This window comes from Methanobacteriaceae archaeon, assembly GCA_030656015.1.
GTDB lineage: Archaea > Methanobacteriota > Methanobacteria > Methanobacteriales > Methanobacteriaceae > UBA349.
In genome coordinates this window covers 101031-122134 of the sequence record JAUSNX010000012.1, presented here as the reverse complement: position 1 = coordinate 122134, position 21104 = coordinate 101031, and the positions used below count along the sequence as shown (strand labels likewise).

The window sequence follows — 21104 nt, the reverse complement described above, 5'->3', positions numbered from 1 at the left end:
TATTTGAACAAAGAGTATTTTTTCATGGAAAAAGCCATTAAAGAGGCCAAAAAATCACAAAAAGAGGGGGGCATTCCTATCGGAGCGGTTCTGGTGGAAGATGATAAAATAGTGGGCCGGGGCCATAATCGACTCTTACAGGATGATTCTGTTATTCTGCACGGGGAAATGCACTGTATGGAAAGTGCAGGCCGGTTGAAGGGAGTTGATTATAAAAAATGTACTCTCTACACCACATTATCTCCATGTCCCATGTGTTCTGGTATAGTACTTCTTTATAAAATTCCAAGAGTGGTTATTGGGGAAAATACAACTCTCATGGGTGCTGAAGATCTCTTGGAGGCTAATGGTGTGGAAGTGATTAATCTGGGCCTTGATGAGTGTCGGGAAGTTCTGGAGGATTATATTAATGAGAATCAGGATACTTGGGCCCAGGAATTGGAGCGAGTTGGCGGGGCCACCGATTTGGATGATTGATTTCTATTATAATCTATAGATATTCATAAATCTCTTAGAGATTTAAAAATAAAAATTAATTATTCTTCTTTTTATATTTTCTATTAATATTCACAATTAATATTAAATATAGGAATAGATACTAATTAATTAATAACTTGGAGAAATGAGAAGAGGCTAATGATGAATCGGATGCTAGGAACAATTTTGTGTGTGCTGATAATATTTTCAGCGATAAGTGTAAGTTTTGCTGCTGAAATAGGCAGTACCAGCTATGGTTATGTAACCAAAGAAAATTATGGAAATCTAAGCTCTAATGATACTATTGTTATCATAATAGGGGTCCATCCTAAAGAGTATGGAATACACACTGCCATGGCCAATGCCATAACTTCCAGATCATCTTCACTAACTAAAAGGTATGTGCTTTATCAGGTTCATGTGACCAAAGATGCGAGTGATTACAGTAAAGGACGGATGAATGGTCAGCTACTGGCCCAAAGTTTCATAGTTCCTGATGTTTCAAGTGAAAATCCCCTGTTGGTTATGGACCTGCATGAAAATCGCTACAAGGTTAGTGGCTATCAGTATGCTCGCTTTGTGGATCCTATTTCCAAAAATTCATTAACTCAAAGATATGTTAATGAAATAATATCTAAAATGCCGTTTTTAGTTTCATATAATCCCCCAAATGGTACCAGTCCTAAATATGTCACTATCCCTATTGCTAATAAGGGAATTAACACTATAATTTTTGAGACTTACATGAATGATTCAGTGGCTAAGAAATCCTCTGATGCAAATAAGCTTCTTGATGTATTAGATAGTGATGCCATAAATAAACTGGCTGTAAAAGCTAATCTAGCAGGAGGCAGCTACAACACTTCTAAAAATGTTTCTCTCTATGCCACAGCAGGAACAACTATTTATTACTCCACTGATGGTACCACTCCTACCAATAGCAGTGTATTATTTGCTGGCCCTATCCAGATAAATTCCACAACTACTCTTAAATTTATTTGCATAGATTCCAATGGGAAAAAATCGGCCATAGGTACTGAAAAATACGTAATTGATAAAACTGAACCTAAAGTAGTTTTAACAACTCCTAAAAATGGAGCTACTGGCTTTTCAAGAACAGCCACTATTTCTATTAAACTCACAGAAAACATTAAAAGCAGCATTAACTGGTCTAAGATCTATATTAAAAATCTGAGGACTGGTAAAAAAGTGGCCATCACTAAAACCATCAGTGGAAATACTCTAAAAATTAAAATGAATTTAAGAAGAAGCTCTTATAATACTTATCAGGTCTACATACCAGCTTCGGCCATAAAAGACCTGGCTGGGAATAATTTAGTCAAATTCTATTCTTTTAAATTCAAAACAGGAAAATACTAATATTTTCCATATCTTTTATTTTTTAAGATAATCCTTAACCGACCCAGCATAACTCCCATTCTTTAAGACCAAACCCTCAGTAACAGACTCACAGGAAGTTCCAAAGCCATGGGCCACCATTGTATGCCTTCCCACTCCTCCGGCCACCACTACTATAACATCATCTGGCGACCTGGTCAGGGAAACCATATCTTCTTTTACCCATTTTTTATCTAATCGACGGCCACCCCGATCTCCTAATTCTACTGGAACAGTGGCCTTTTCATGAATATAATTTTTAACATCTTCTTTGGCCCAACCCTCACCAGCTACCGTTTCAGCATGCTCCGGACTCATAATAACCATTAATTCTCCAGGAACGTGGCTGTTATTGCACCCGGCAGTGGATATGGTGTGCACAATGGTATCCAGCACGTCTTCAGCAGTGTTGCTGCGGTGGTCATTCACATTATGCGGGCACTCCATTCCCAGCACCGTAACGGCACTACTACCAGCGGGCAAACCTCGCTCCACATGCAGTGGATCCCAGGGGCTTTCTTCTTCATTTTCCCCAAAACAGTAACTGTACTTGGCTGGAGAACCCATGGTGGCATGGTCCCCAATACCTGGTACGGCCCCGGCAATATTAATTAAACAAAGCCTTATGGCCCGGCCTATGGTGGCATTGGCCAGGTTTCCCGGACCCAGACAACCGGCACCTACATTCATTTCCAGTTCCTGAGCTATAGGGCCATTTATCAGGGCACAGATGGCCACGGGATGGGTGGTGGCATTGACCCCGGCCAGATTAAACTGGGATTGACTCATTCCCAGGATGGCCTTCTCTAAAACGGGCATAAACAAAGGAAGACAACCGGCCATTACTCCATTTATGGCTATTTTCTCTATAGTGGCCTTTCCCTGTCGGGGAGGGAGCAGGGCCAGCACTTCTTGAGGTTCGTAGGCTGAGTATTTATAGAATTTATTCACTTTTTCCCTGGTTGGGGGCACTATAGGTAGGCCATCAGTATATTTTTTCTGGTAAAAATCAAGGCTCATATTTTCCACGTCGGGATCTACAAATATTTCTACATCTTGGCTTGAAGTAGGGCATAATCTGTCAGACTTCTGCACGGATTCAATAGTTTGTTTGTCTTTAGATTTTCCTGGACTTTCACCTTGAATGTCTTCAATGAGACAGCCACATGATTTGTCAATTTTTTGCTTCATGAAAATTACCATATTATTTGTAATTAGGAGATAGGTAAAAATTAATTATTTTTTATTAATCGTTGAATTAGATTTGATAAGAAGAAATAAATATAGTTTTGATAAAAATAAAATAAAAAATCTAGAAAAATTAATTAATTCCTAAAATATTTTTAATCTCAGGAACTATTTTAAGAGTTTTTTCAACCACTTCGCCTTTTTTTCGACCAGCAATAGGATGATCCACTTCCAATATCATTAAACCATCTGCACCATGGGCCTGAGCCAGATTACGAGCAAAAGGAGCAAATTTGTGGGAACATATTGATATAGTGGCCACACCTTCTTTTTCCAGTCGTATGGCATCTAAAATAACCCATGTGGTACAGGAACCACAGTCTCCCAGGGCCAGTATAGAAACATCTCCCTGAGCAGCCTTTTTCAGTTGTACATCACTGGCCCCGGCCCCGGCTGGTTTTTCAGAGTGAATAATTTCCACGTCTAGTAAATGAGAACCAATAGTTTCCAGAATAACATCGGCATGGGGTTTGGTATTGTCAAAAAGGGAAATTTTAGAGATTTTTGAGGGAATTTCATTTAAGTCAATTTTTTCTCCTCCAAAATCGGCCAAAGGATCCATTACTTCCATTTCAGTTACATTAACTTTCACAAATACCACTTTTTTATAATTATATTCTAAGAATTAAATGATTTGAATATTAATCTAAATTAAATCCAATTAATTAAAATCAAAAAATAAAGATTGAGAATTTTAGATTATTCTTCTAATCTCAACCTTTTAATGACAAAATCCTTATCCAGGGACAAGATAAATGAAGCGGCACGTGGCCCCATTTTCTTTCCAATAACCACTCGATAAATGGCCTGGAAGGCCTTTTGTGGTTTTAAATCGTGTTCTCTGAGGATATTATACATTTCATCGTGCAGTTCCTCTGGATTAAGATCTTTCTCTTCCAGTAAAGTGGCCATATCCTTTAAAAATGCTGTTTGTTCCGGAGATAAATTCGCAGGAGGCATCTTTTCCTGCACCTGGAACTTGACAAAGCCCGGAGCATAGGTATCCAGCCAGTTTTTAACATGAATTATTCTTTTTTGTAAAATATCTTTTAAATCATCAGATAAATCTTCAAATGAATTATTTTCCATTTCTTCCGGTAGCTGGGAGTTTCTCTGTAATATATGGTAGATTTTTTCCAGGTCATCACCAGCAATCTGATAGGCCACCGTTAAGAAACGATAGGATGGCCGGAATGGCATTTTCTCTGTTTCCTGGATTTGAGACATTTGGTAGATTTTTTTAAGTTTCCCTTCTTCCTTTTCAGAGGCTGCTTCTTCTTTGCAGAAGTATATTTGCTCCACCCGGTCAAACTGTTCCACAAAGTCTAAAAATGGCATTTCTGGGTTGAAGTCCTTGTGTTTCATTGGTTTATTTCTAAATAAGAAATAATTTAGACTCTCAGCAGGCCCAATTTCCAACCACTGTCCTGGAGTGAAAAATACTCCGTGTGACTTACTCATGGCCTCTCCTTTAAGGGTGATCCACTCGTAAGGAACTGGATAAGGTGCTTTGTAATCAAAAATGTCCTGAGAAATTACACTGCTCACATCATAGGATCCTCCACTGGCAGCGTGGTCCTTTCCAAATGGTTCGCAGGTTATTCCAAATATTTTCCATCGGGCAGCCCATTCCACTCTCCAGGTGAGTTTCCCTTCTCCGGATTTGATGTCCATAGTGCCATCATAGCCACACTCGCACCGGTAAGTAACCTCATCGCCCTCAAAGTCATAGGCGAAGGTGGTATTCACCCGACCACATTCAGTACAGATAGGATTGTAAGGCAACCAGTCATCAGCCAGGGGATTTTCACGGTATTTATTGAATATTTCCCGAATTTCAGGGGCCTTTTCCAGGGAAGTGCGTATGTAATCCAGGTATAACCCGTCCTTGTACATCTGGGCTCCAGAATAGGTTTCCAGTTCTATGCCAAAGTCATCCAGGGTGTCCAGGAATGGTTTCTGGAAATGCTCTACAAAACTGTCACAACAGCCTTCAGGGCAAGGTATCTGGGAATAAGGAACGCCCAGGTATTTTTCATAGCTTTCTGGAAGAGGAAAAGGAACCTTACGCAGGGGATCATGATCATCAGCTATCCAGATAGTCTTGGAAGATGCTCCTTCTTGTTTCAGTGCCTTGCCCACAGCATTTGCTATAAATACGTCACATGAGTTCCCAATATGTATTGATCCAGAGATGGATGTTCCGCTGGCCACTACATGTTCTTCTACATCCCAATCTTTTAATTCGTCTGCTATCCTTTCTATCCAATGTTTCAATCAAATCACCTAAGTTTATAGAGTCAATTAATGTAATTTCTAAGCTATTATTCGCTCAAATTTATATTGAACATAATTTATATTGAACATAAAATAACCAGTTTATAATAATTAATTATATGATTTATTTTTATTTTAATAATTTAGGTAGTAATGAAATTAAATTTCTTTTTTAAAAATATAGACTTACATAGGAAAACCAGAAATATTCGGTTTTTTATGAGATTAAATTAATTTATTTATTTCAAGTTATTTAAGAATAATATTAACTATTATATTTTAAAAATAAGAAATATAAAAAGATATTTATTAAAAATATTTCCTTTTAAAAAAATTTTATTTAAATAAAGAATGAAAAGAGTTTAATTAATTATTTCAATTAATCAAACACGTCAACTTCGGCGTTGTCCAACCATTCATTCACGATTTTGACCGCACAGTAGTTACCGCACATGGTACAAGTGTCTGGGTCTTCTGGTGGTCTTTCGTCCCGTTTTTTACGGGCTTCCGCAGGACACATAGATGCGTCGTATTGTGCTTCCCAGTTGAGTTTTTTACGGGCATTAGCCATTACTAAATCCTTTTCACCGTTGTGAATACCTTTGGCCATGTCTCCCACATATGCTCCTATACGGGTGGCAATAACTCCTTCTTTCACGTCGTCAGGGAAAGGAAGAGCTAAGTGCTCGGCAGGAGTTACATAACAGATGAAGTCTGCTCCAGCACCGGCAGATGCGGCCGCTCCAATGGAAGACACAATGTGATCGTATCCAGCACCAATATCAGTTACAATAGGTCCTAACATGTAAAAAGGAGCCCCTCTGCAGAGTTTTTTCTGGAGGGTTACATTGGCTGGGATTTCATTTAATGGGATGTGGCCCGGCCCTTCTACAATGGTCTGTACACCTGCTTCTCGTGCTTTGTCCACTAATTCTCCTAAAATAATTAGCTCTTGAACTCCAGCCCGGTCAGTTGAATCAGCTATTGCTCCAGCCCTCATGGCGTTGGCCATGGACATAGTGAAATCGTGTTCTTTGGCGATTTCCAATATATAATCGAAATTTTTGTATAGGGGGTTTTCCACTTCATTTTCTACCATCCAGGCAGATACAAAAGCTCCTCCACGACTTACAAGTCCGCCTTCACGGCCCTGTCTTTTTAATCGCTTGAGGGTTTCCTTGTTCACACTGCAGTGAATAGCCATGAAGTCTACACCGTCTTTTGCCTGTTTTTCAATGGCTTTGAACATGGATTCTTCTTCCATGTAAATGGAGGAACCTTTCTCTCGGATGGTTTCCACAGCGGCCTGGTAAATAGGCACGCTTCCTACTGGTAAGTCAGAGACTTTTAAAATTCTTTGTCTGATTTCATCCAGATCTCCACCTACGGAAAGTTCCATTAAAGTATCAGCGTGATGGGCCATGGCTACTTTGGCCTTTTCTTCTTCCAAGTCGAAGTCACAGATATCGGTTGAAGTGCCTATAGTTGCGTTTACTTTGGTTCTTAATCCAGCTCCAATACCCACAGCTTTTGCATTGTCCCGGTTTATGTTACTGGGTATGGCTATGGTTCCTTGAGCTACAGATTTTCTGATGAATTCTTCAGAAACGTTTTCGGCTTGAGCCACCGCTTTCATTTCCTCTGTTATTATGCCTTTCTTTGCGTCATCCATTTGTGTCATAGAATCACCATTTTTTAAATTTTTAAACTCACAGCCTTACTTGAAATATAATCAAGACTTTTTGGGGCCGGAGCAATATTGGAATCAAGATTTATCAATAATATCTTTATCAATAATATCATGGTTGATATGATAGTCAATAGTAAATAATCTATCATAGTGCAGTTAATATCTCTGTTCCATAATAAAAGATATACTGTTTTAATTTTCCCTTATATATAAATAAGACGATTCCAGTATGCTCTTATTAGAGTTTCTAGTATATATTAACAATAGTTATAATATTTTTATATACTAAAATAATAAAAGTAGTCACTCATTTTTCAATTATCTCATTATTTTAATTTTTAATCCGGATTATAGAATATTTAAAAATAAGAATGTAAAAGAATTAATTTTCATCCATTTTATTAATCACTCATTCATTCTCTTTAAGGCCATTTCATAATCGGGAACATTGGTCTGGCAGCCTTGTGCTTCCACAATAAATGAAGAAACGGCTGATGCAAATTTAGCACAATATTCCAGCGGTTTATCTGCTAAATAGGCCCTTAAAAAACCGGCACGATAAGAGTCTCCTGCCCCTGTAGGATCCACTGCCTCTCGGAAAACGGCCTGTACCTTGATATTATTTCCATCAGCATAAACCGTGCTTCCTTCTTTACCATAAGTCTTTACCACAATTTTTGGCCCGCATTCTCGAAGCTCCTGCATGTTAATGCCTAGAGTTTCTTTTATACGGTCTATTTCAAAGTGATTACCAAATAAAATGTCACAAAGGCATACTACTTCCTTTAATTCCTCGGGAGAGTACATGTGCAGGTCCTGACCAGGATCAAAGGATATTAATTTACCTTTCTCCCGAGCTACTTCCCCACATTTACGATTAAAAATGGGGTCTCCGGTGGCCAGATGCACGGCTCTAGTATTTTCAATGGCCTTTTCTGGTACTGGAGCATTTTTAAAGTTTTTAGCTGCTCCCCAGTAGAAGTAACTGATCTGATCGTTATTAGCATCAGTCAATACAAATGCAGTGGGAGTATTGTCTTCTGGAAACACTATCATGTGCTTGGTGTCAATCCCCGCATCATTTAAGAATTTTCGGTATTCTGATTCTTTAAAATCGCCACCCACGGCAGATATAAGGTCAGTATCAAGTCCCAGGCTGGATCCAACCACGGCTACGTTGGCCGCGGCTCCACCATGAAGATTTTTCATTTTCTTAATGGCCGTTGATGAATTGGGGTCTGGAAACTCCCCTACTTGTATAATATAGTCAAAAGCAGTGTGGCCTATGGCCAGTAAATCCCTATTATAACTCAATAAATCACCTGGCTTATGTTGGTTTTTAATGTACTTAAAATTTTTCAAGATTTGCTATTTTGTTTCAATTAAGAATAATAATTTAAATATTAGTAACACAATTCCTTTTTTTGGGTTGTGAAAAGTCGTCAATTTGCTTTTAATTCTTTTAATAATCGCAGGAATAATTATTCTGGTGATAATCAAATTAAAAAAACGAAATAAATCTGAATAGTATATTAATTTTTTTTTAATTTATTTTAAAGCGACTTAAAACCCTGATTTTCAACAATTCTCTGCCCGGGCCCCAGTATAAAATCAATAAATGTTTCAATTTCCGGGTTAAAGTCCCCGTAACGCACTAGACTAATTACGTGAGTGGTTTCTTCTTTTAAAATGTCACTACCTGAAAAGAAACTGGCATTTAAGAAAGTGTGGATATTATCTCCTTTTTCAACCAGTTTATAAGCTTCATAGGGCGATTTAACTTTTTTTATTACTTCAAAAGGAATTTTTCTATCCTGCAATGTTTTCCAGGCCAGTCTTTGGGAGGAACTGGAAACCGCAATAAACTGAGAATTTATAAGTTCTTGCAAGCTGTTTATTTCGTCTCCAGGACTGGATACCAGTACCAAGTGGTCAAAAGCAATGGGTGTAAAATCTAAATCACGTTGAAAGCCAATTAATGGATCGTCCAATGCTAGGATATCCAGGAGTTCTTTTTGGGCCAGATAAAATGAGCTCTCATCGTCGCTGCCATATATTACTGCGTCCAGGCCAAATTCCGCGGCAAGTGTGGCTAAAAGACCGGAAGAAATATGCCCTCCACATATAACTGGTTTTTTATTGGGTTCCATTTTAGTTAAATAACGGTGATGGCTTTCCAGAATTTCTAGTCCCTGAGAAGTCAGTTCAGATCCGGCGCCGGTACTTTCCACCACTTTAAAACCTAATTTGGCCTCTGCTTCCAGTATGCGACGGTTCAAAACCGGGGCGGAAATACCCAATTCTTTTGCGGCCTTGCGCTGGGACCAGGTCTGGGATATCAATTGCAGGGTCCGGAAAAATTTGTAACTAAAGGCCTGGCCATTGATTTCAATTCCTAAGAGTGGATTAAATTTCATGGGTTTTCTAAAATTATCTATTATTTTTATTAGCTATATTTTTATTTTTTAAATCAAAATATTTCCTAAGATATGTGAGAATATAATTATAAAAAATTTCATAACCTTATATATAGAATCAATTGATTATAATTTAGTATTGTGTTTATGGAATTATATATCCAAATTAAAAATGCATTATAATTCTTTATTTATCTAAATTTGATTTATTAAAAGATTATATTGATTATAAAATTATTTAAATTATGATGGGGTCGTAAAATGATTATAAATGATGCTATTAATGAAATAATGGAAAATGTGCAGGAAGTCTCGGGGGAACTGGATAAAGAAACCATAAATGAAATGATGGAAATCATAATTGCCTCTAAAAATATATTCGTGCTGGGATTGGGCCGTTCCGGGTTAGTGGCCAAGGCTTTTGCCATGAGATTGATGCACTTAGGTTTTAGTGTTTACGTGGTGGGAGAGACCATAACTCCTGCTATTCACGATGATGATTGTTTAGTGGCCATATCTGGATCTGGTGAGACCAGCTATATTATCAGCACGGCCAATATCACTGACAAAAGAGGGGCTAAAATCATTGCTGTTACTTCTTATGAGGAATCTACTCTGGCCAGCCTATCTGACTTGGTGGTACCTGTCAAGGGCCGAACCAAAATAGATATGGAAAAAGATTATATCACTCGGCAGATGGGTGGAAAACATCAGTCTTTAGCTCCACTGGGAACTTTATTTGAGATTTCAACGCTCATAGTTCTGGATGGTTTCATTGCTGAGCTTATGAATAAAATGGAAAAAACAGAAGAGGATATGAAACTTAAGCATAATGTGTTGGAGTGAAATATTTTCCTTTTATTTGTTAAAAAAATTTTTCTGATTTATTTAATTATTTATTATCTATTTATTATCTTAATTTAAAAATAGAAGACGAGGAGTATTTTTTTTAAAGTATAATCCGCTCTGGATGGGTGTAAATGTTAAAACGGTCGCCCCTGACAAATCCTACCATGGTAACACCAGCTTCCTGTGCCACGGCATAACCTGATGTGGTGGGGGCCGCATTAGATGTAAGTACTGGTATTCCCACCCGGGCAATTTTTATCAGCATGTCGGCGGGCATACGGCCACTGTATACGATGTAACTATTTTTAAAATCCACTTTTTCTATTAAACCAGCTCCTATAACCTTATCCACGGCCACGTGCCGGCTAACATCTTCCCTAGATAAGAATTTATCTTTATAAACCAGGGCTGCCACATGGGTTCCACCTGTTTCCTGCCAGGTATGGGCACTATCTTTTAATTTCTGGGCGGAGTCAAGGATGGTTTGCTTATCTACTGTAAAATCAGATTCTACCTTATTAACAAATTCTATTTTTTGTCTCCACCCACCAAAACAGTCAGAACCAACTACTAGTTCCTGGATTATATCAAAATCTTCCATGTCCACCTGAGCATAAATGGTCTTTTCTTCTATTCTAATGTCCTTAACATTATCCATAGAACGGATGAGACCTTCTCCCAGGAGGTATCCTAGAGCAAATTCCTTTAGAGAATCTGGACTAATGGAAAATTTCCTTTTTAAAGTTTCATTGGCAATTAATTCTATTTCTTCGTCTTTTACCACTTTTTCCATTACAGATTCAGAATTTGCACGGACTTTGATAGCGGGAACTGTTTCATACATGTTCATGGGAGCACCTGAATAAATATTTACAATATGCGGGTATTTTAGTTTAGGGAACGAATCCCCCGGTTATAAAATCTAATCTTTAAAAAAATAAGGGAAATTTATTCATTTATTATGTCGTCGGCCCAGGAAATAGCTGCTGCAACACTTGGAAACCCAATAATGCTAGTGGCCAGCATTATGGCATGATAAATCTCATCTGGGGTAGCTCCGGCATCAAGTGCCCTTTTAACGTGACTGTGAACAGCTCCTTCAGACCTTATGGAAGCGGATGCAGCTAACTGAATCAGATGGGAGTTTTTGTGGTCAATAGGCCCACTTTCTCTCACTACTTTTCCTAAATCTGATAAAACATTACTATAATCTTGGTACCGGGCTCTTATACTTACGTGGTGTTTTGGATATTCTTCAGCCATTTTTTAAACCTCAATTTTTTAAATAAAATCTGGATGTAATTTCTATAGTTTATTATTTAAAGATCAATTTTCACCGAATTTCTTCACCTAATTTCAGGTAATTAATATATGATTTCTCATGCATTAATTTATATATGCGAAGGCTATAATAAATTTTATTAAAAATCAATTCTAATGGTCTAAATAGGTTTTCAATACTATTTTTCATGATTATAAGGCGAAATACAATTTTATTTACTTAATTACAGGATAAATAATTCACAATTATTAATTAGCCATTTATTTGGCAGCGAAATTATTGGGAGGATAACATGCAAGATTTAGATAAAATTTTATCCAACTACAAAAGAGAAAAATCAGATTTAATCCCCTTACTTCAGGACATTCAATCGGAATACGGGTACCTGAGTGAGGAACTCATGAGGGAAGTTTCAAAATTCACGGGGGTACCGGAAAGTGAAATATATGGTGTGGCTACTTTCTACACCCAATTCAGGTTCAACCCTAAAGGAAAAAAACACATAGCTGTCTGCACAGGAACTGCATGTCATGTAACGGGGGCCAAGCAAATAATTGAGGGTATGGAACGCCATTTGGATATAACTGATGGAGAAACTACTTCTGACGGCGAATACTCTCTGGAATCAGTAGGATGTCTGGGATGCTGTGCTCTGGCTCCTGCAGCTATGGTAGATGATGAAATTAAGTCTAAATTATCTTTGAGAAGCATTAAAAAACTTTTTAGAGGTTATAATCCAGAAAAACCGTCAAAATAATGATTACTATTTTAGACGTATATTTGAAGGGGAAAAATCATGAACTTTAAAGAAATGGTCCAGCAAGAAAAAAAGGCCTATGATTCACTATTTTCTAAAGAGAATGCTGTTTTAATTGGATCAGCTACTTGTGGAAACTCGGCTGGAGCTCAAATTGCAAAAGAAGCCATTGAATCTGAAATGGAAAAAGCCAAATATCATGCTGAAATAATTGAAGTGGGCTGCATAGGCTTATGTTATGCTGAACCTATTATCATGGTCTCAAAACCACAAAAACCCGCATTAATTTATGGAAACGTCACTAAAAAAGTGGCCAGAGAGATAGCCAAATCTCATCTTATCAATGATATTCCTTTACCAGAATATGCTCTGGGAAGCTGGGGAGAAGGATATATTGATGGAATAACTCCTCTTTTGGAACAAAAATCTATGAAAATGCAGGAACGCAGAATTCTCCGAAACTGCGGCTTTATTGATCCCACTAATATAGGACACTATTTGGCCCAAGGAGGATATGCTGGTTTCATGAGAGCCTTGGAAATGGATTCCTCCGAGATAATTGAGGAAATGAAAAAAGCTGGTGTCCGGGGAAGAGGGGGAGCTGGATTCCCCACTTGGATGAAATGGCAATTCTGCATAGATTCTGACCAGGAGACCAATTACTTGGTGTGCAATGCTGATGAAGGAGATCCAGGAGCATTTATGAATCGCTCACTTTTAGAAAGTGATCCCCACTCTGTTCTGGAAGGAATATTAATTGCGGCTAAGACTATTGGAGCAGAAAAAGCCTACATTTACTGCAGAGCAGAATATCCGCTGGCTCTGGAGCGATTAAAAATTGCTATCTCCCAAATGACAGAGCGAGGATTCCTGGGTGAAAATATTCAAGGATCTGGATTTAATCTGGAAATTATTATAAAAGAAGGTGCAGGGGCATTTGTTTGTGGTGAGGAAACTGCACTTCTGGCATCCATTGAAGGTAAAAGGGGAACTCCTCGAACTAGACCTCCATTTCCAACTACGGAGGGCCTATTTGGCAAGCCCACAGTCATAAATAATGTGGAAACCATGGCCAGCGCGGCACTTATTATGCAAAAAGGTGCAGATAAATATTCGGAACTGGGAACCACGGAGAGTAAAGGAACTAAAACTTTTTGTCTGGTGGGGCAGGTTAAAAATACGGGCTTAATTGAAGTACCACTGGGAACCACTCTAAAAGAAGTAATATTTGATATAGGTGGGGGAATTATTGACGATGGTGAATTTAAGGCCGTGCAAATTGGAGGCCCCTCTGGAGGATGCATACCGGCCCAACATATTGATACGTCAATTGATTATAGCTCACTCATCGGTGTGGGGGCCATGATGGGATCTGGTGGATTGGTAGTCATGGACCAGAGCACTTGCATGGTAGAAGTGGCTCGCTATTTCCTGGAATTTATTCAAAGGGAGTCTTGTGGTAAATGCGTTCCTTGTAGATTGGGAACCAAACAGATGCTGGATATTTTGACTGATATGACCACAGGTAAAGGTTCAGAAGAAGATCTTAAGCTATTACCTGATCTGGCTCAGGCCATTAAAAAAGGATCGCTCTGTGCACTGGGACAATCATCACCCAACCCTATCTTAACCACCACTCGCTTTTTCATGGACGAATACGAGGCCCATATCAAAGATGGTGTTTGCCCGGCCTTGGACTGTAAAGACTTTATAGAGTACACCATTGATGCTGAAATTTGTGATGGGTGCATGGTTTGTCTTAAATCCTGTCCTGTATCAGCCATCACCGGATTTAAAGATGAAATCCATGTTATTGATGCTGAAACATGTGTTAAATGTGGTACTTGTCTGGATTTATGCAAAAGAAAGAAAAATGCAGTTAAATTGGTTGATGCGAAGTAATTTTTTACATTTTTTTTATTAATTTTTTTATTAATCAGGGAAATAACATGTCTGAAATAGTCATTTTACTCTTAGAAATCGTACCTATATCTCTAGCAGCAGCCATTAGCCCTACCAGTTTTGCTTTACTAATAGTTCTACTGTCTCTTTCTAAAAGACCTAAAACTAGCGGGGGCTGGTTTTTTACTGGGATCAACACTGATGATCTTGATAGCAGCTTTGTTAGGCATGGTAACTGCTGAAGGTTTTATTTTGACCAGGGCCGATCCAGGCCCACTTAAATCATGGATAGACTTGATTTTAGGAATCATAGTTCTCTACTACGGTTTTAAAATCCTATTAAAGAAGAAAGCATGGTTTGAAGAGAAAGAACTAGAACTCCCTACAAATAATAAATCTGCCACTTCAGAATTTCTTAGTAGCTTGTTTCTGGCCATGGGTCTCTTTGCTCTCAATTTCATTACCACTGCGCTTGTTTTTCTGGGTGGAAGTAAAATAGCGGCAGCTGGTTTAGGATGGTTGGGTACCATAATTTCATTATTGGTTTTAATGGCTATTACTCTGTCAATGATAGCTTTGCCGGTTTTGATATACTTTTTAACTCCTCAAAAAGCAAATAAAATCCTTTTTAAATTGAAAAAGTGGATTAAAAGGAATTGTCACTATTTAAATGCAATTTTAGTCATTTTAATTGGATTATATTTCCTTTCTAATGGTTTAGATGGATTAAACTGGATATAAAATTTAATTTTAATTCAAAATCAGAATTCTATTATTTATACGATCATTATTTAAGAAAAATAAATAAATAAATGGAAAATTACATGGTATCTTTTCCAGAACTGGCATTATAAGAATGTATCTGGATAAATTCACCTTTATCTATCCAGGTTCCATTAACTAAAAAGAAAGGGCCCCTCCATTCGGAATTAAATTGGCCCCCATTACTGGTTATTCTGGTTAATTTTACACTGACCTGGACCTGGTTTAAAGAAATTTTGGTGATATTTTCTATTTGTATGCTGCTGATAATGTATCCTCTGGTGACACCATTCTGTTTGAATAATAGATTAAAATCACTGAAAAATAATTCTAAAGACTTTGTAATGTTTTTCTTCAAGGCCACATCCTCAGGATTGACTGAACTTTGATTTTGGGGAGTGGTATTGGTGTGTACTGGTGTTTTAGCATGTTCTGTTTCCATGCCCGGTGTAGGCACGGTAAAAACTCCCCAAACCAAGACTACTCCTAATAAAATAGTAGCAACTAAAATAATGGGCTTAGCAAGGTTTAAATGTTCAATCCAAGTTTGAATAGGTTTCACTCGACCTTCACTAACACTATTTTTTGTTTTTAATACTGGGTTTAATTCAGGCTTATCACCTAAATAGCGGTTTAATATAACTCCTAAAAAACCACCTAAAGGCCCTAAAATCAGGAAATAGGGACCAATCCATATTATAGAAATTAATCCCGCCAAAAGCCCGGTGCTTATTCCGGTGATATAGTCTGATTCCTTTGATAAATACACGGAAATCACGCTGGCCATAAGGGGCAGTAAAAATAGAGCATTATTTCCTATAAAAAATTTTAAAATAATGCTTAGTAAAAGCCCGGCCAAAAGCCCGGCAATAACGGCCACATAATTAAAATTGTTCCAAAATTTATTCAAAACTAAGCCTCCATTGGCAGTATAACTTTTAATCTAAATTCATAATATTATTTTAATGGTTTGATTATAGATGTTAAGCATTAAATTGGTTACTATATTGCTGTGGTGAATCATAATCTCCAGTTTTGAGGGAACTTGTAAATGATAAACAGTCCAGCTAATATCATCAGAATAAAGAAAGTTCCGTTGTAAAACAAGCTACCACTATAATTGGGGTTAGTAATCTGTAGATAGGTTATAATTGACATTGCTACCAGAACGGCGGAGGTCACTCCCACGAAAATAGTTTTATTTTCATATTTTTTATACATGAAAAGGCCGCAAATTAGAAATATTGCTCCCACGGTAAGGCTTGTTGTATTAATGTCCCCAATACCCAGTAATAAGAACAATAATCCTAGAATTATATATAAAATTGATTTTTGCATTTTTTTACCTCAAATATTAATTTCTTACTTTAAAGATTGGATATTAGTAAATATAAACACCACCGACTTAGGTGTTTAAGGAGATAACTGTTTAATATTAATTAATAAAAACAAATATTAATTTAAATATTTAATTAAATGACACCATGTTTATATCAATTATAATTATTAGATTTTAAAAACATATTTAAAAGGTGATAATATGGATATCTCATCTCAATTAGAATTATTAGAAGGCAAAGACGTTATATTTAAATGGGGAGAAGACGGAAGGCAATTAGAAGGAAAAATAACTAAAATACATGAAAAACACAAGGCCTTCACCGCGGAGTATCATGATCCTGAGCTGGATGCCGGGGCGGGTACACTGGCTTCATTTACCAATGTGGCCCGCATTGATGGGAATTTGGTTGTTTTTAAGAAGTAATATTATTTAATCTCTTAAATCCATTTTATTTGGTATATTTTGGTTTCAATTAGAAAATTTTTTATTGTATGGTTCTTAATTTAGTATATTATTAAATAAGAGGCTAATTAATGAGGAAAGGTTTATTAAATATAATTCTCGGCGTGATGTTCGGATTTTCAGGATTAATGGGACTTTTATCGGTTCAAGAAATTTCAATACCTTATATTTATTTGGGATTTTATTTAGTATTAAATGGGGTATTCCAAAATAAAGGATATTATAATAAGACTTATTTCATGACTCAATTTTCAATTATCATTATATTTGGAATTATATTTGCTTATATCTATCTATTTATACCAGAATTCTTTGGAAATAAAATATTTTTTATTTATTTGACTTTTGCATCTTTAATTGGGATGTTAATATTATTAATTTATGAATTCTATCATAGGGAAAATAATCAGGTTTTTTTGGAGAAATGAATGGTGAATAAAAAATGGAAAATATAAGTAAAAAAAAGTACTGGCTGATCTTATTGGTAATTATATTCAGTATAGCTAGTATTTCCAGCCTTTATGAATTCATAATTTCTCATTCGATTTTCCAACTCTTCATGGCCATAGCATTCTTTTTATTCTTAGTATATGATTTATTTAGATTCAAAGGTCATTATAATAAAATATTCTGGATTATTATGGGTTTAGGAATAGCTGCTCTGGATATAATTGTAGTATATAGTTATGTAAATTCCCTTTATCAATCAGCCGCTGGTTTCTTATTCTATGCTCTGATAGCTGGCCTGGGATCCTTTTTCTTAGTGGGCCTTATCTTTGAGGAGAGGCATAGATTGGATGAGGTTCTGATGTGACTTTGAAATTCATTAAAATTTTAATTAGATAAAAACATAAATTGGCCCAATCATATTACTAATGGTGATAAAATGGATTTTAAAGATTGTATAAAATTTGCCAATGAAACACCAGTCTGTTATCTGGCCACGGCCGAGGGAGATCAACCAAGAGTAAGGGCCCTAGGTTTCTGGTTTGCTGATGAGACTGGATTTTACTTTCAAATTGGTGCTGTAAAGGATATGTATGGACAAATGCAGGCCAATCACAAAGTTGAAGCTTGCTTCTGGCAACCTGACGAACAGACCGGGACCATGATGCGGGTGGCTGGTGAAGTGGAATTTGTAGATGATGTGGAACTTAAAAAGAAAGTTTTAGAAGATAGGCCATTTCTTAAAGAATTTGGTATGACCTTTGACCACCCAGGACTGATAATTTTCCGCATTGCCAAGGGTGAGGCCTATTTCTGGACCATGGCCACTAATTTCCAGCCTAAAGATATGATTAAGTTTGGGGATTAAATTATTTCTTAATTATAATTTATTTTATATTTATTAAGGAATAATTTATTAAAACGCAGTTCGATTAATTTTCTTCAATTTTATGAAGAAAGAGAATAGTTTAATTATCTATTTCCAACTCTTTCTCTTCAAAAATGAAAATATCCTCAATATCGGCCTCTAAAACTCTGGCGATCATATAAGCTAATTTCAGAGAGGGGTTGTATTTACCTTTCTCCAAGAAGACAATGGTTTCCCGCCTGACTCCAACTTTTTCTGCTAATTGGGCCTGGGTTAGATCGTACTTGGCCCGTAATTCTTTTATTCTGGTCTTCATCCCATATCTCCTTAATTTCCATAATTCAATCAATAAAGAACAATTTTTTACTATAAAATCGTTTTTGACCACTACCTAACTAGCATAATTTATTGAAGAATATTAGATTATTATTTTAGTCTATGTCGCCTTTATGGCCTAAAATAGTGTTTGCTACAAGCATAGTGGAGGTCATGACGAAAATGGTCACTCCCATTAATTCGATGGGGTTGCGTATATTTTGCCCCCAATACATGCTTAATACCAGGAAAGAAACGAACGTTAAGGTTATGTACCAGGAATAAGTCGTGGCATATGTACCTATTTTTCGTAATCGCTCATCTTGGGCTTTTTTATCCATTCCCACATAGGTGAAAAAATTAGATACTAAGGCCATTATTCCTAATAAGAGCATAACTGATACTAAGTCGTTCATGGTCTTGGTAGCCATCATTATAAATCCTGAAAGCATTAAAGCAGCAGATCCAAGCCATATACTTATGTTATGCCAATTATAATTGCCCAACCATTTTTTACCCTCTTCAACATTTTCTTTTTTGTTAAAAAGAGGCACTAAAAATAGTATAAAAAATGCAAAAAACGCATAATATATTGGATTTTCTAAAACATACCCCAATACTCCTAGAAAACCGAGAATGCCCCAAAAATAATTAAATTCTATTTTCATCACTTCACCTCATTTTTATTTTAGCATATGTTGTTTATTTGCAACATTATGTTATATTTTTTTAACATTATGTTTGATAGATATAACATTTTACTATTTAAATCTTTGGTTAATGAAAAAATAATAATATAAATCTATAGATTAATCAAAAAGAATTTAAAGTTATTTGATAGATTAATATCTGGAATATCATTATACTAATCCTTTTTTTCGGTTTTCCATCGTTTAATACAATCTCCAATACTTAAAGAAACCTCGCTTTCCACTATTTGTTCTTCCAGCTTGCTTTTTTTAATATATTCTCTTAAAGGATCATAAACATTGGCTGCTTTAATTTTAATGCCTCGGTGGTTCATTTCTTCATAAAGCTCCTCTAGCATCTTGATTCCGGAATAATCAATGAAAGCTGTAGATTCAAAATCAAGAATAAATAGTTTGGTATCATTATATTCGTGATCTACCAGTTCGATAAGGGTATTCTTTATATTTTCGGTGTTCAGGAATATTTGGGAACCATCAATCCTCACAATGAGGGTGTGGGAAATTATTTCACCTTCTGGTCGGCTTTGAATATCTAAAAATCGATTAGTGCCAGGTATACGTCCTAATATAGCTACATGTGGATTGTACATGTTTTTTAGTAGTCCTAAAATGGACAGTATGACTCCTATGACAATTCCCTCCAGGGCCCCTAAAAACACCACAGACAACATGGTTAACAGGGCAATGGCAAATTCTATGCGGTTGAAATAGTAAATATTGCGAAAATGAGGGATGTCCACCAGGCCTTTAATAACATAAAGTACAATGGCGGCCAGTATGGCTTGGGGTAAGTTGTAAAAAACCCCGGTGAAAAATAAAAGTACCACTATGATTAGTAAAGCAGCTACGCCTCCTGATAATTGACTCTTAGCTCCATTATCATCATTCACGGCCGTACGGGAAAGGGCCCCTCCAATGGGAAGTCCCTGAAATAGGCCCACCATAACATTGGAAGCCCCTAAAGCAAGCAGTTCCTGATTTCCATCAATCTTATAACGGTATTTAGCTGCATATTCCTCGGCAAATAAATAACCTTCAATGTAGCTTACCAAAAAAACGGTGGCCGCTAAAGTTACCAGGATATTCACATCTATTAATGATGGATCGGGAATAACTAGGCCAGGTAAACCCTGAGGAATGGCACCCACTAAATCAACACCGAAAGAGGCCAGATTGGTAATGGTAATCAGTATAATGGAACCAATAACCAGAAAGAGGGCGTGGGGTAGTTTAGGGTACTTTTTATGGCCTACATATAAGAAAACGATACCTGCTGCTCCTATGGCCAGTGTGTACCAGTTAGTTTGGTCCAGATGCATGATGAGATAGTATATCCGTTCAAAAAAAGTTCCAGAGCTGCTTTCTATTCCAAATAATTTGGGTAGCTGTCCGGAGGCAATAAATAAGGCGATACCTGCTAAAAAACCGGTTAAAACAGTTTTAGAAATGAATTTAACAATAAAACCCATCTGTAATGTCCACGAAATCAGGGCCAAAACCCCAGCGGCTACTGCAACCAGGGAGACCATCATGAGGTACTGGCTGGCATTGGGAATCATCAGAGAACCCAGGGTGGCCCCTACCAGTATGGAAAGGGTGGAAGTGGGTCCAATAGATAGTTGTTTGGATGACCCGAAAACCATGTAAACTAGTAGAGCCACCATGGCCGAGTATAAACCAATTTCGGGAGGTACATTGGCCAGGGAAACATAGGCCATAACTTCTGGTATGGTGAAGGCCCCTACGGTTATTCCGGCTATGATGTCTGGTCTAAGCCAGTCTTTATTATAATTTCGGGCCCATTGAGTTATGGGTAGATATGATGAAATTGATTTCATTTTATCGGGATGATTTCATTTTATTTTTTAAAGCTATTTTTTTTATTATATGTTAAAATAAGA

The 21104-nt window shown here is 36.9% G+C and carries 23 protein-coding genes; 10 read left to right on the top strand and 13 right to left on the bottom strand.

Going from position 1 to position 21104, the window contains the following annotated elements; translation table 11 throughout:
• Positions 1-3: 3 nt before the first annotated feature.
• Both Q7I96_09085 and Q7I96_09080 read left to right on the top strand, forming a co-directional pair.
• On the top strand, positions 4-477 hold the full coding sequence (locus Q7I96_09085) for a nucleoside deaminase (GenBank protein ID MDO9627761.1): 474 nt from the start codon (positions 4-6) through the stop codon (positions 475-477).
• Between the two features lie 162 nt (positions 478-639).
• Complete coding sequence (locus Q7I96_09080) at positions 640-1857, top strand: Ig-like domain-containing protein (GenBank protein MDO9627760.1); 1218 nt, start codon at positions 640-642, stop codon at positions 1855-1857.
• Positions 1858-1872: 15 nt separating this feature from the next.
• Here Q7I96_09080 and Q7I96_09075 read toward each other — a convergent pair whose 3' ends face one another.
• From Q7I96_09075 to Q7I96_09050, 6 genes are all read right to left on the bottom strand, one after another.
• Positions 1873-3066, bottom strand: coding sequence for a hypothetical protein (locus tag Q7I96_09075; protein MDO9627759.1), 1194 nt, complete (start codon positions 3064-3066; stop codon positions 1873-1875).
• A 130-nt stretch (positions 3067-3196) separates the two neighbouring features.
• Entirely contained in the window at positions 3197-3715 is a 519-nt protein-coding gene (locus Q7I96_09070; GenBank protein ID MDO9627758.1) for a UGSC family (seleno)protein, read from the bottom strand.
• Between the two features lie 107 nt (positions 3716-3822).
• Complete coding sequence (gene lysS / locus Q7I96_09065; protein MDO9627757.1) at positions 3823-5400, bottom strand: lysine--tRNA ligase; 1578 nt, start codon at positions 5398-5400, stop codon at positions 3823-3825.
• 379 nt (positions 5401-5779) lie between these two features.
• Positions 5780-7081, bottom strand: a complete 1302-nt coding sequence (gene thiC / locus Q7I96_09060) for a phosphomethylpyrimidine synthase (protein ID MDO9627756.1) — start codon at positions 7079-7081, stop codon at positions 5780-5782.
• 414 nt (positions 7082-7495) lie between these two features.
• Positions 7496-8404: a carbohydrate kinase family protein gene (locus Q7I96_09055; protein ID MDO9627755.1), complete on the bottom strand. Its 909-nt coding sequence runs from the start codon at positions 8402-8404 to the stop codon at positions 7496-7498.
• Positions 8405-8643: 239 nt separating this feature from the next.
• Positions 8644-9507 (bottom strand): LysR family transcriptional regulator, encoded by an 864-nt coding sequence (locus Q7I96_09050; GenBank protein ID MDO9627754.1) that lies wholly within the window; start codon positions 9505-9507, stop codon positions 8644-8646.
• Between the two features lie 261 nt (positions 9508-9768).
• Here Q7I96_09050 and hxlB point away from each other — a divergent pair, with 261 nt between their 5' ends.
• Positions 9769-10353, top strand: a complete 585-nt coding sequence (gene hxlB, locus Q7I96_09045) for a 6-phospho-3-hexuloisomerase (GenBank protein MDO9627753.1) — start codon at positions 9769-9771, stop codon at positions 10351-10353.
• 103 nt (positions 10354-10456) lie between these two features.
• On the opposite strand, the gene fdhD is transcribed toward hxlB, so the two are convergent.
• Together fdhD and Q7I96_09035 are read right to left on the bottom strand one after the other, a co-directional pair.
• Complete coding sequence (gene fdhD / locus Q7I96_09040) at positions 10457-11206, bottom strand: formate dehydrogenase accessory sulfurtransferase FdhD (GenBank protein ID MDO9627752.1); 750 nt, start codon at positions 11204-11206, stop codon at positions 10457-10459.
• Positions 11207-11304: 98 nt separating this feature from the next.
• Positions 11305-11619, bottom strand: coding sequence for a carboxymuconolactone decarboxylase family protein (locus Q7I96_09035; protein ID MDO9627751.1), 315 nt, complete (start codon positions 11617-11619; stop codon positions 11305-11307).
• Between the two features lie 311 nt (positions 11620-11930).
• On the opposite strand from Q7I96_09035, the gene nuoE reads away from it, so the two are divergent.
• The 4 genes from nuoE to Q7I96_09015 are packed head-to-tail and all read left to right on the top strand — an operon-like array spanning position 11931 to position 15038.
• A complete protein-coding gene (gene nuoE / locus Q7I96_09030) occupies positions 11931-12395 on the top strand; it encodes an NADH-quinone oxidoreductase subunit NuoE (GenBank protein ID MDO9627750.1) in 465 nt (154 codons plus the stop codon).
• Between the two features lie 39 nt (positions 12396-12434).
• Positions 12435-14297, top strand: a complete 1863-nt coding sequence (locus Q7I96_09025; protein ID MDO9627749.1) for an NADH-ubiquinone oxidoreductase-F iron-sulfur binding region domain-containing protein — start codon at positions 12435-12437, stop codon at positions 14295-14297.
• A 47-nt stretch (positions 14298-14344) separates the two neighbouring features.
• Positions 14345-14539, top strand: coding sequence for a hypothetical protein (locus Q7I96_09020; GenBank protein MDO9627748.1), 195 nt, complete (start codon positions 14345-14347; stop codon positions 14537-14539).
• Positions 14499-15038: a GAP family protein gene (locus Q7I96_09015; GenBank protein MDO9627747.1), complete on the top strand. Its 540-nt coding sequence runs from the start codon at positions 14499-14501 to the stop codon at positions 15036-15038. Before Q7I96_09020 ends, Q7I96_09015 begins: the two co-directional genes overlap by 41 nt.
• A gap of 79 nt (positions 15039-15117) precedes the next feature.
• Here the strand turns inward: Q7I96_09015 and Q7I96_09010 are convergent, their stop codons facing one another.
• Both Q7I96_09010 and Q7I96_09005 read right to left on the bottom strand, forming a co-directional pair.
• On the bottom strand, positions 15118-15969 hold the full coding sequence (locus Q7I96_09010; GenBank protein MDO9627746.1) for a hypothetical protein: 852 nt from the start codon (positions 15967-15969) through the stop codon (positions 15118-15120).
• A gap of 110 nt (positions 15970-16079) precedes the next feature.
• Positions 16080-16397 carry a hypothetical protein gene (locus tag Q7I96_09005; GenBank protein ID MDO9627745.1) on the bottom strand — a complete coding sequence of 106 codons (318 nt, stop codon included), beginning with the start codon at positions 16395-16397 and terminating at the stop codon, positions 16080-16082.
• Between the two features lie 202 nt (positions 16398-16599).
• Between Q7I96_09005 and Q7I96_09000 the strand changes: the two genes are divergently transcribed.
• The 3 genes from Q7I96_09000 to Q7I96_08990 all read left to right on the top strand — a co-directional run bounded on the left by Q7I96_09000 (position 16600) and on the right by Q7I96_08990 (position 18178).
• Complete coding sequence (locus tag Q7I96_09000; protein ID MDO9627744.1) at positions 16600-16824, top strand: hypothetical protein; 225 nt, start codon at positions 16600-16602, stop codon at positions 16822-16824.
• Between the two features lie 481 nt (positions 16825-17305).
• Positions 17306-17677, top strand: a complete 372-nt coding sequence (locus Q7I96_08995) for a hypothetical protein (GenBank protein MDO9627743.1) — start codon at positions 17306-17308, stop codon at positions 17675-17677.
• Between the two features lie 72 nt (positions 17678-17749).
• Complete coding sequence (locus tag Q7I96_08990; GenBank protein MDO9627742.1) at positions 17750-18178, top strand: pyridoxamine 5'-phosphate oxidase family protein; 429 nt, start codon at positions 17750-17752, stop codon at positions 18176-18178.
• A gap of 100 nt (positions 18179-18278) precedes the next feature.
• On the opposite strand, the gene Q7I96_08985 is transcribed toward Q7I96_08990, so the two are convergent.
• The 3 genes from Q7I96_08985 to Q7I96_08975 all read right to left on the bottom strand — a co-directional run bounded on the left by Q7I96_08985 (position 18279) and on the right by Q7I96_08975 (position 21041).
• Positions 18279-18494, bottom strand: coding sequence for a helix-turn-helix transcriptional regulator (locus tag Q7I96_08985; GenBank protein MDO9627741.1), 216 nt, complete (start codon positions 18492-18494; stop codon positions 18279-18281).
• A gap of 115 nt (positions 18495-18609) precedes the next feature.
• A complete protein-coding gene (locus Q7I96_08980) occupies positions 18610-19161 on the bottom strand; it encodes a hypothetical protein (GenBank protein MDO9627740.1) in 552 nt (183 codons plus the stop codon).
• Positions 19162-19358: 197 nt separating this feature from the next.
• Positions 19359-21041: a SulP family inorganic anion transporter gene (locus Q7I96_08975; GenBank protein ID MDO9627739.1), complete on the bottom strand. Its 1683-nt coding sequence runs from the start codon at positions 21039-21041 to the stop codon at positions 19359-19361.
• Positions 21042-21104: the final 63 nt, after the last annotated feature.

Bases quoted from the DNA above. Each gene is read 5' to 3' on its own strand.
- Q7I96_09080 (MDO9627760.1), top strand. From the start codon at position 640: ATGAATCGGATGCTAGGAACAATTTTGTGTGTGCTGATAATATTTTCA.
- Q7I96_09075 (MDO9627759.1), bottom strand. From the start codon at position 3,066: ATGAAGCAAAAAATTGACAAATCATGTGGCTGTCTCATTGAAGACATT.
- thiC (MDO9627756.1), bottom strand. From the start codon at position 7,081: ATGACACAAATGGATGACGCAAAGAAAGGCATAATAACAGAGGAAATG.
- Q7I96_09050 (MDO9627754.1), bottom strand. From the start codon at position 9,507: ATGAAATTTAATCCACTCTTAGGAATTGAAATCAATGGCCAGGCCTTT.
- hxlB (MDO9627753.1), top strand. From the start codon at position 9,769: ATGATTATAAATGATGCTATTAATGAAATAATGGAAAATGTGCAGGAA.
- fdhD (MDO9627752.1), bottom strand. From the start codon at position 11,206: ATGAACATGTATGAAACAGTTCCCGCTATCAAAGTCCGTGCAAATTCT.
- Q7I96_09035 (MDO9627751.1), bottom strand. From the start codon at position 11,619: ATGGCTGAAGAATATCCAAAACACCACGTAAGTATAAGAGCCCGGTAC.
- nuoE (MDO9627750.1), top strand. From the start codon at position 11,931: ATGCAAGATTTAGATAAAATTTTATCCAACTACAAAAGAGAAAAATCA.
- Q7I96_09025 (MDO9627749.1), top strand. From the start codon at position 12,435: ATGAACTTTAAAGAAATGGTCCAGCAAGAAAAAAAGGCCTATGATTCA.
- Q7I96_09020 (MDO9627748.1), top strand. From the start codon at position 14,345: ATGTCTGAAATAGTCATTTTACTCTTAGAAATCGTACCTATATCTCTA.
- Q7I96_09015 (MDO9627747.1), top strand. From the start codon at position 14,499: ATGATCTTGATAGCAGCTTTGTTAGGCATGGTAACTGCTGAAGGTTTT.
- Q7I96_09005 (MDO9627745.1), bottom strand. From the start codon at position 16,397: ATGCAAAAATCAATTTTATATATAATTCTAGGATTATTGTTCTTATTA.
- Q7I96_09000 (MDO9627744.1), top strand. From the start codon at position 16,600: ATGGATATCTCATCTCAATTAGAATTATTAGAAGGCAAAGACGTTATA.
- Q7I96_08995 (MDO9627743.1), top strand. From the start codon at position 17,306: ATGGAAAATATAAGTAAAAAAAAGTACTGGCTGATCTTATTGGTAATT.
- Q7I96_08990 (MDO9627742.1), top strand. From the start codon at position 17,750: ATGGATTTTAAAGATTGTATAAAATTTGCCAATGAAACACCAGTCTGT.
- Q7I96_08985 (MDO9627741.1), bottom strand. From the start codon at position 18,494: ATGAAGACCAGAATAAAAGAATTACGGGCCAAGTACGATCTAACCCAG.
- Q7I96_08980 (MDO9627740.1), bottom strand. From the start codon at position 19,161: ATGAAAATAGAATTTAATTATTTTTGGGGCATTCTCGGTTTTCTAGGA.
- Q7I96_08975 (MDO9627739.1), bottom strand. From the start codon at position 21,041: ATGAAATCAATTTCATCATATCTACCCATAACTCAATGGGCCCGAAAT.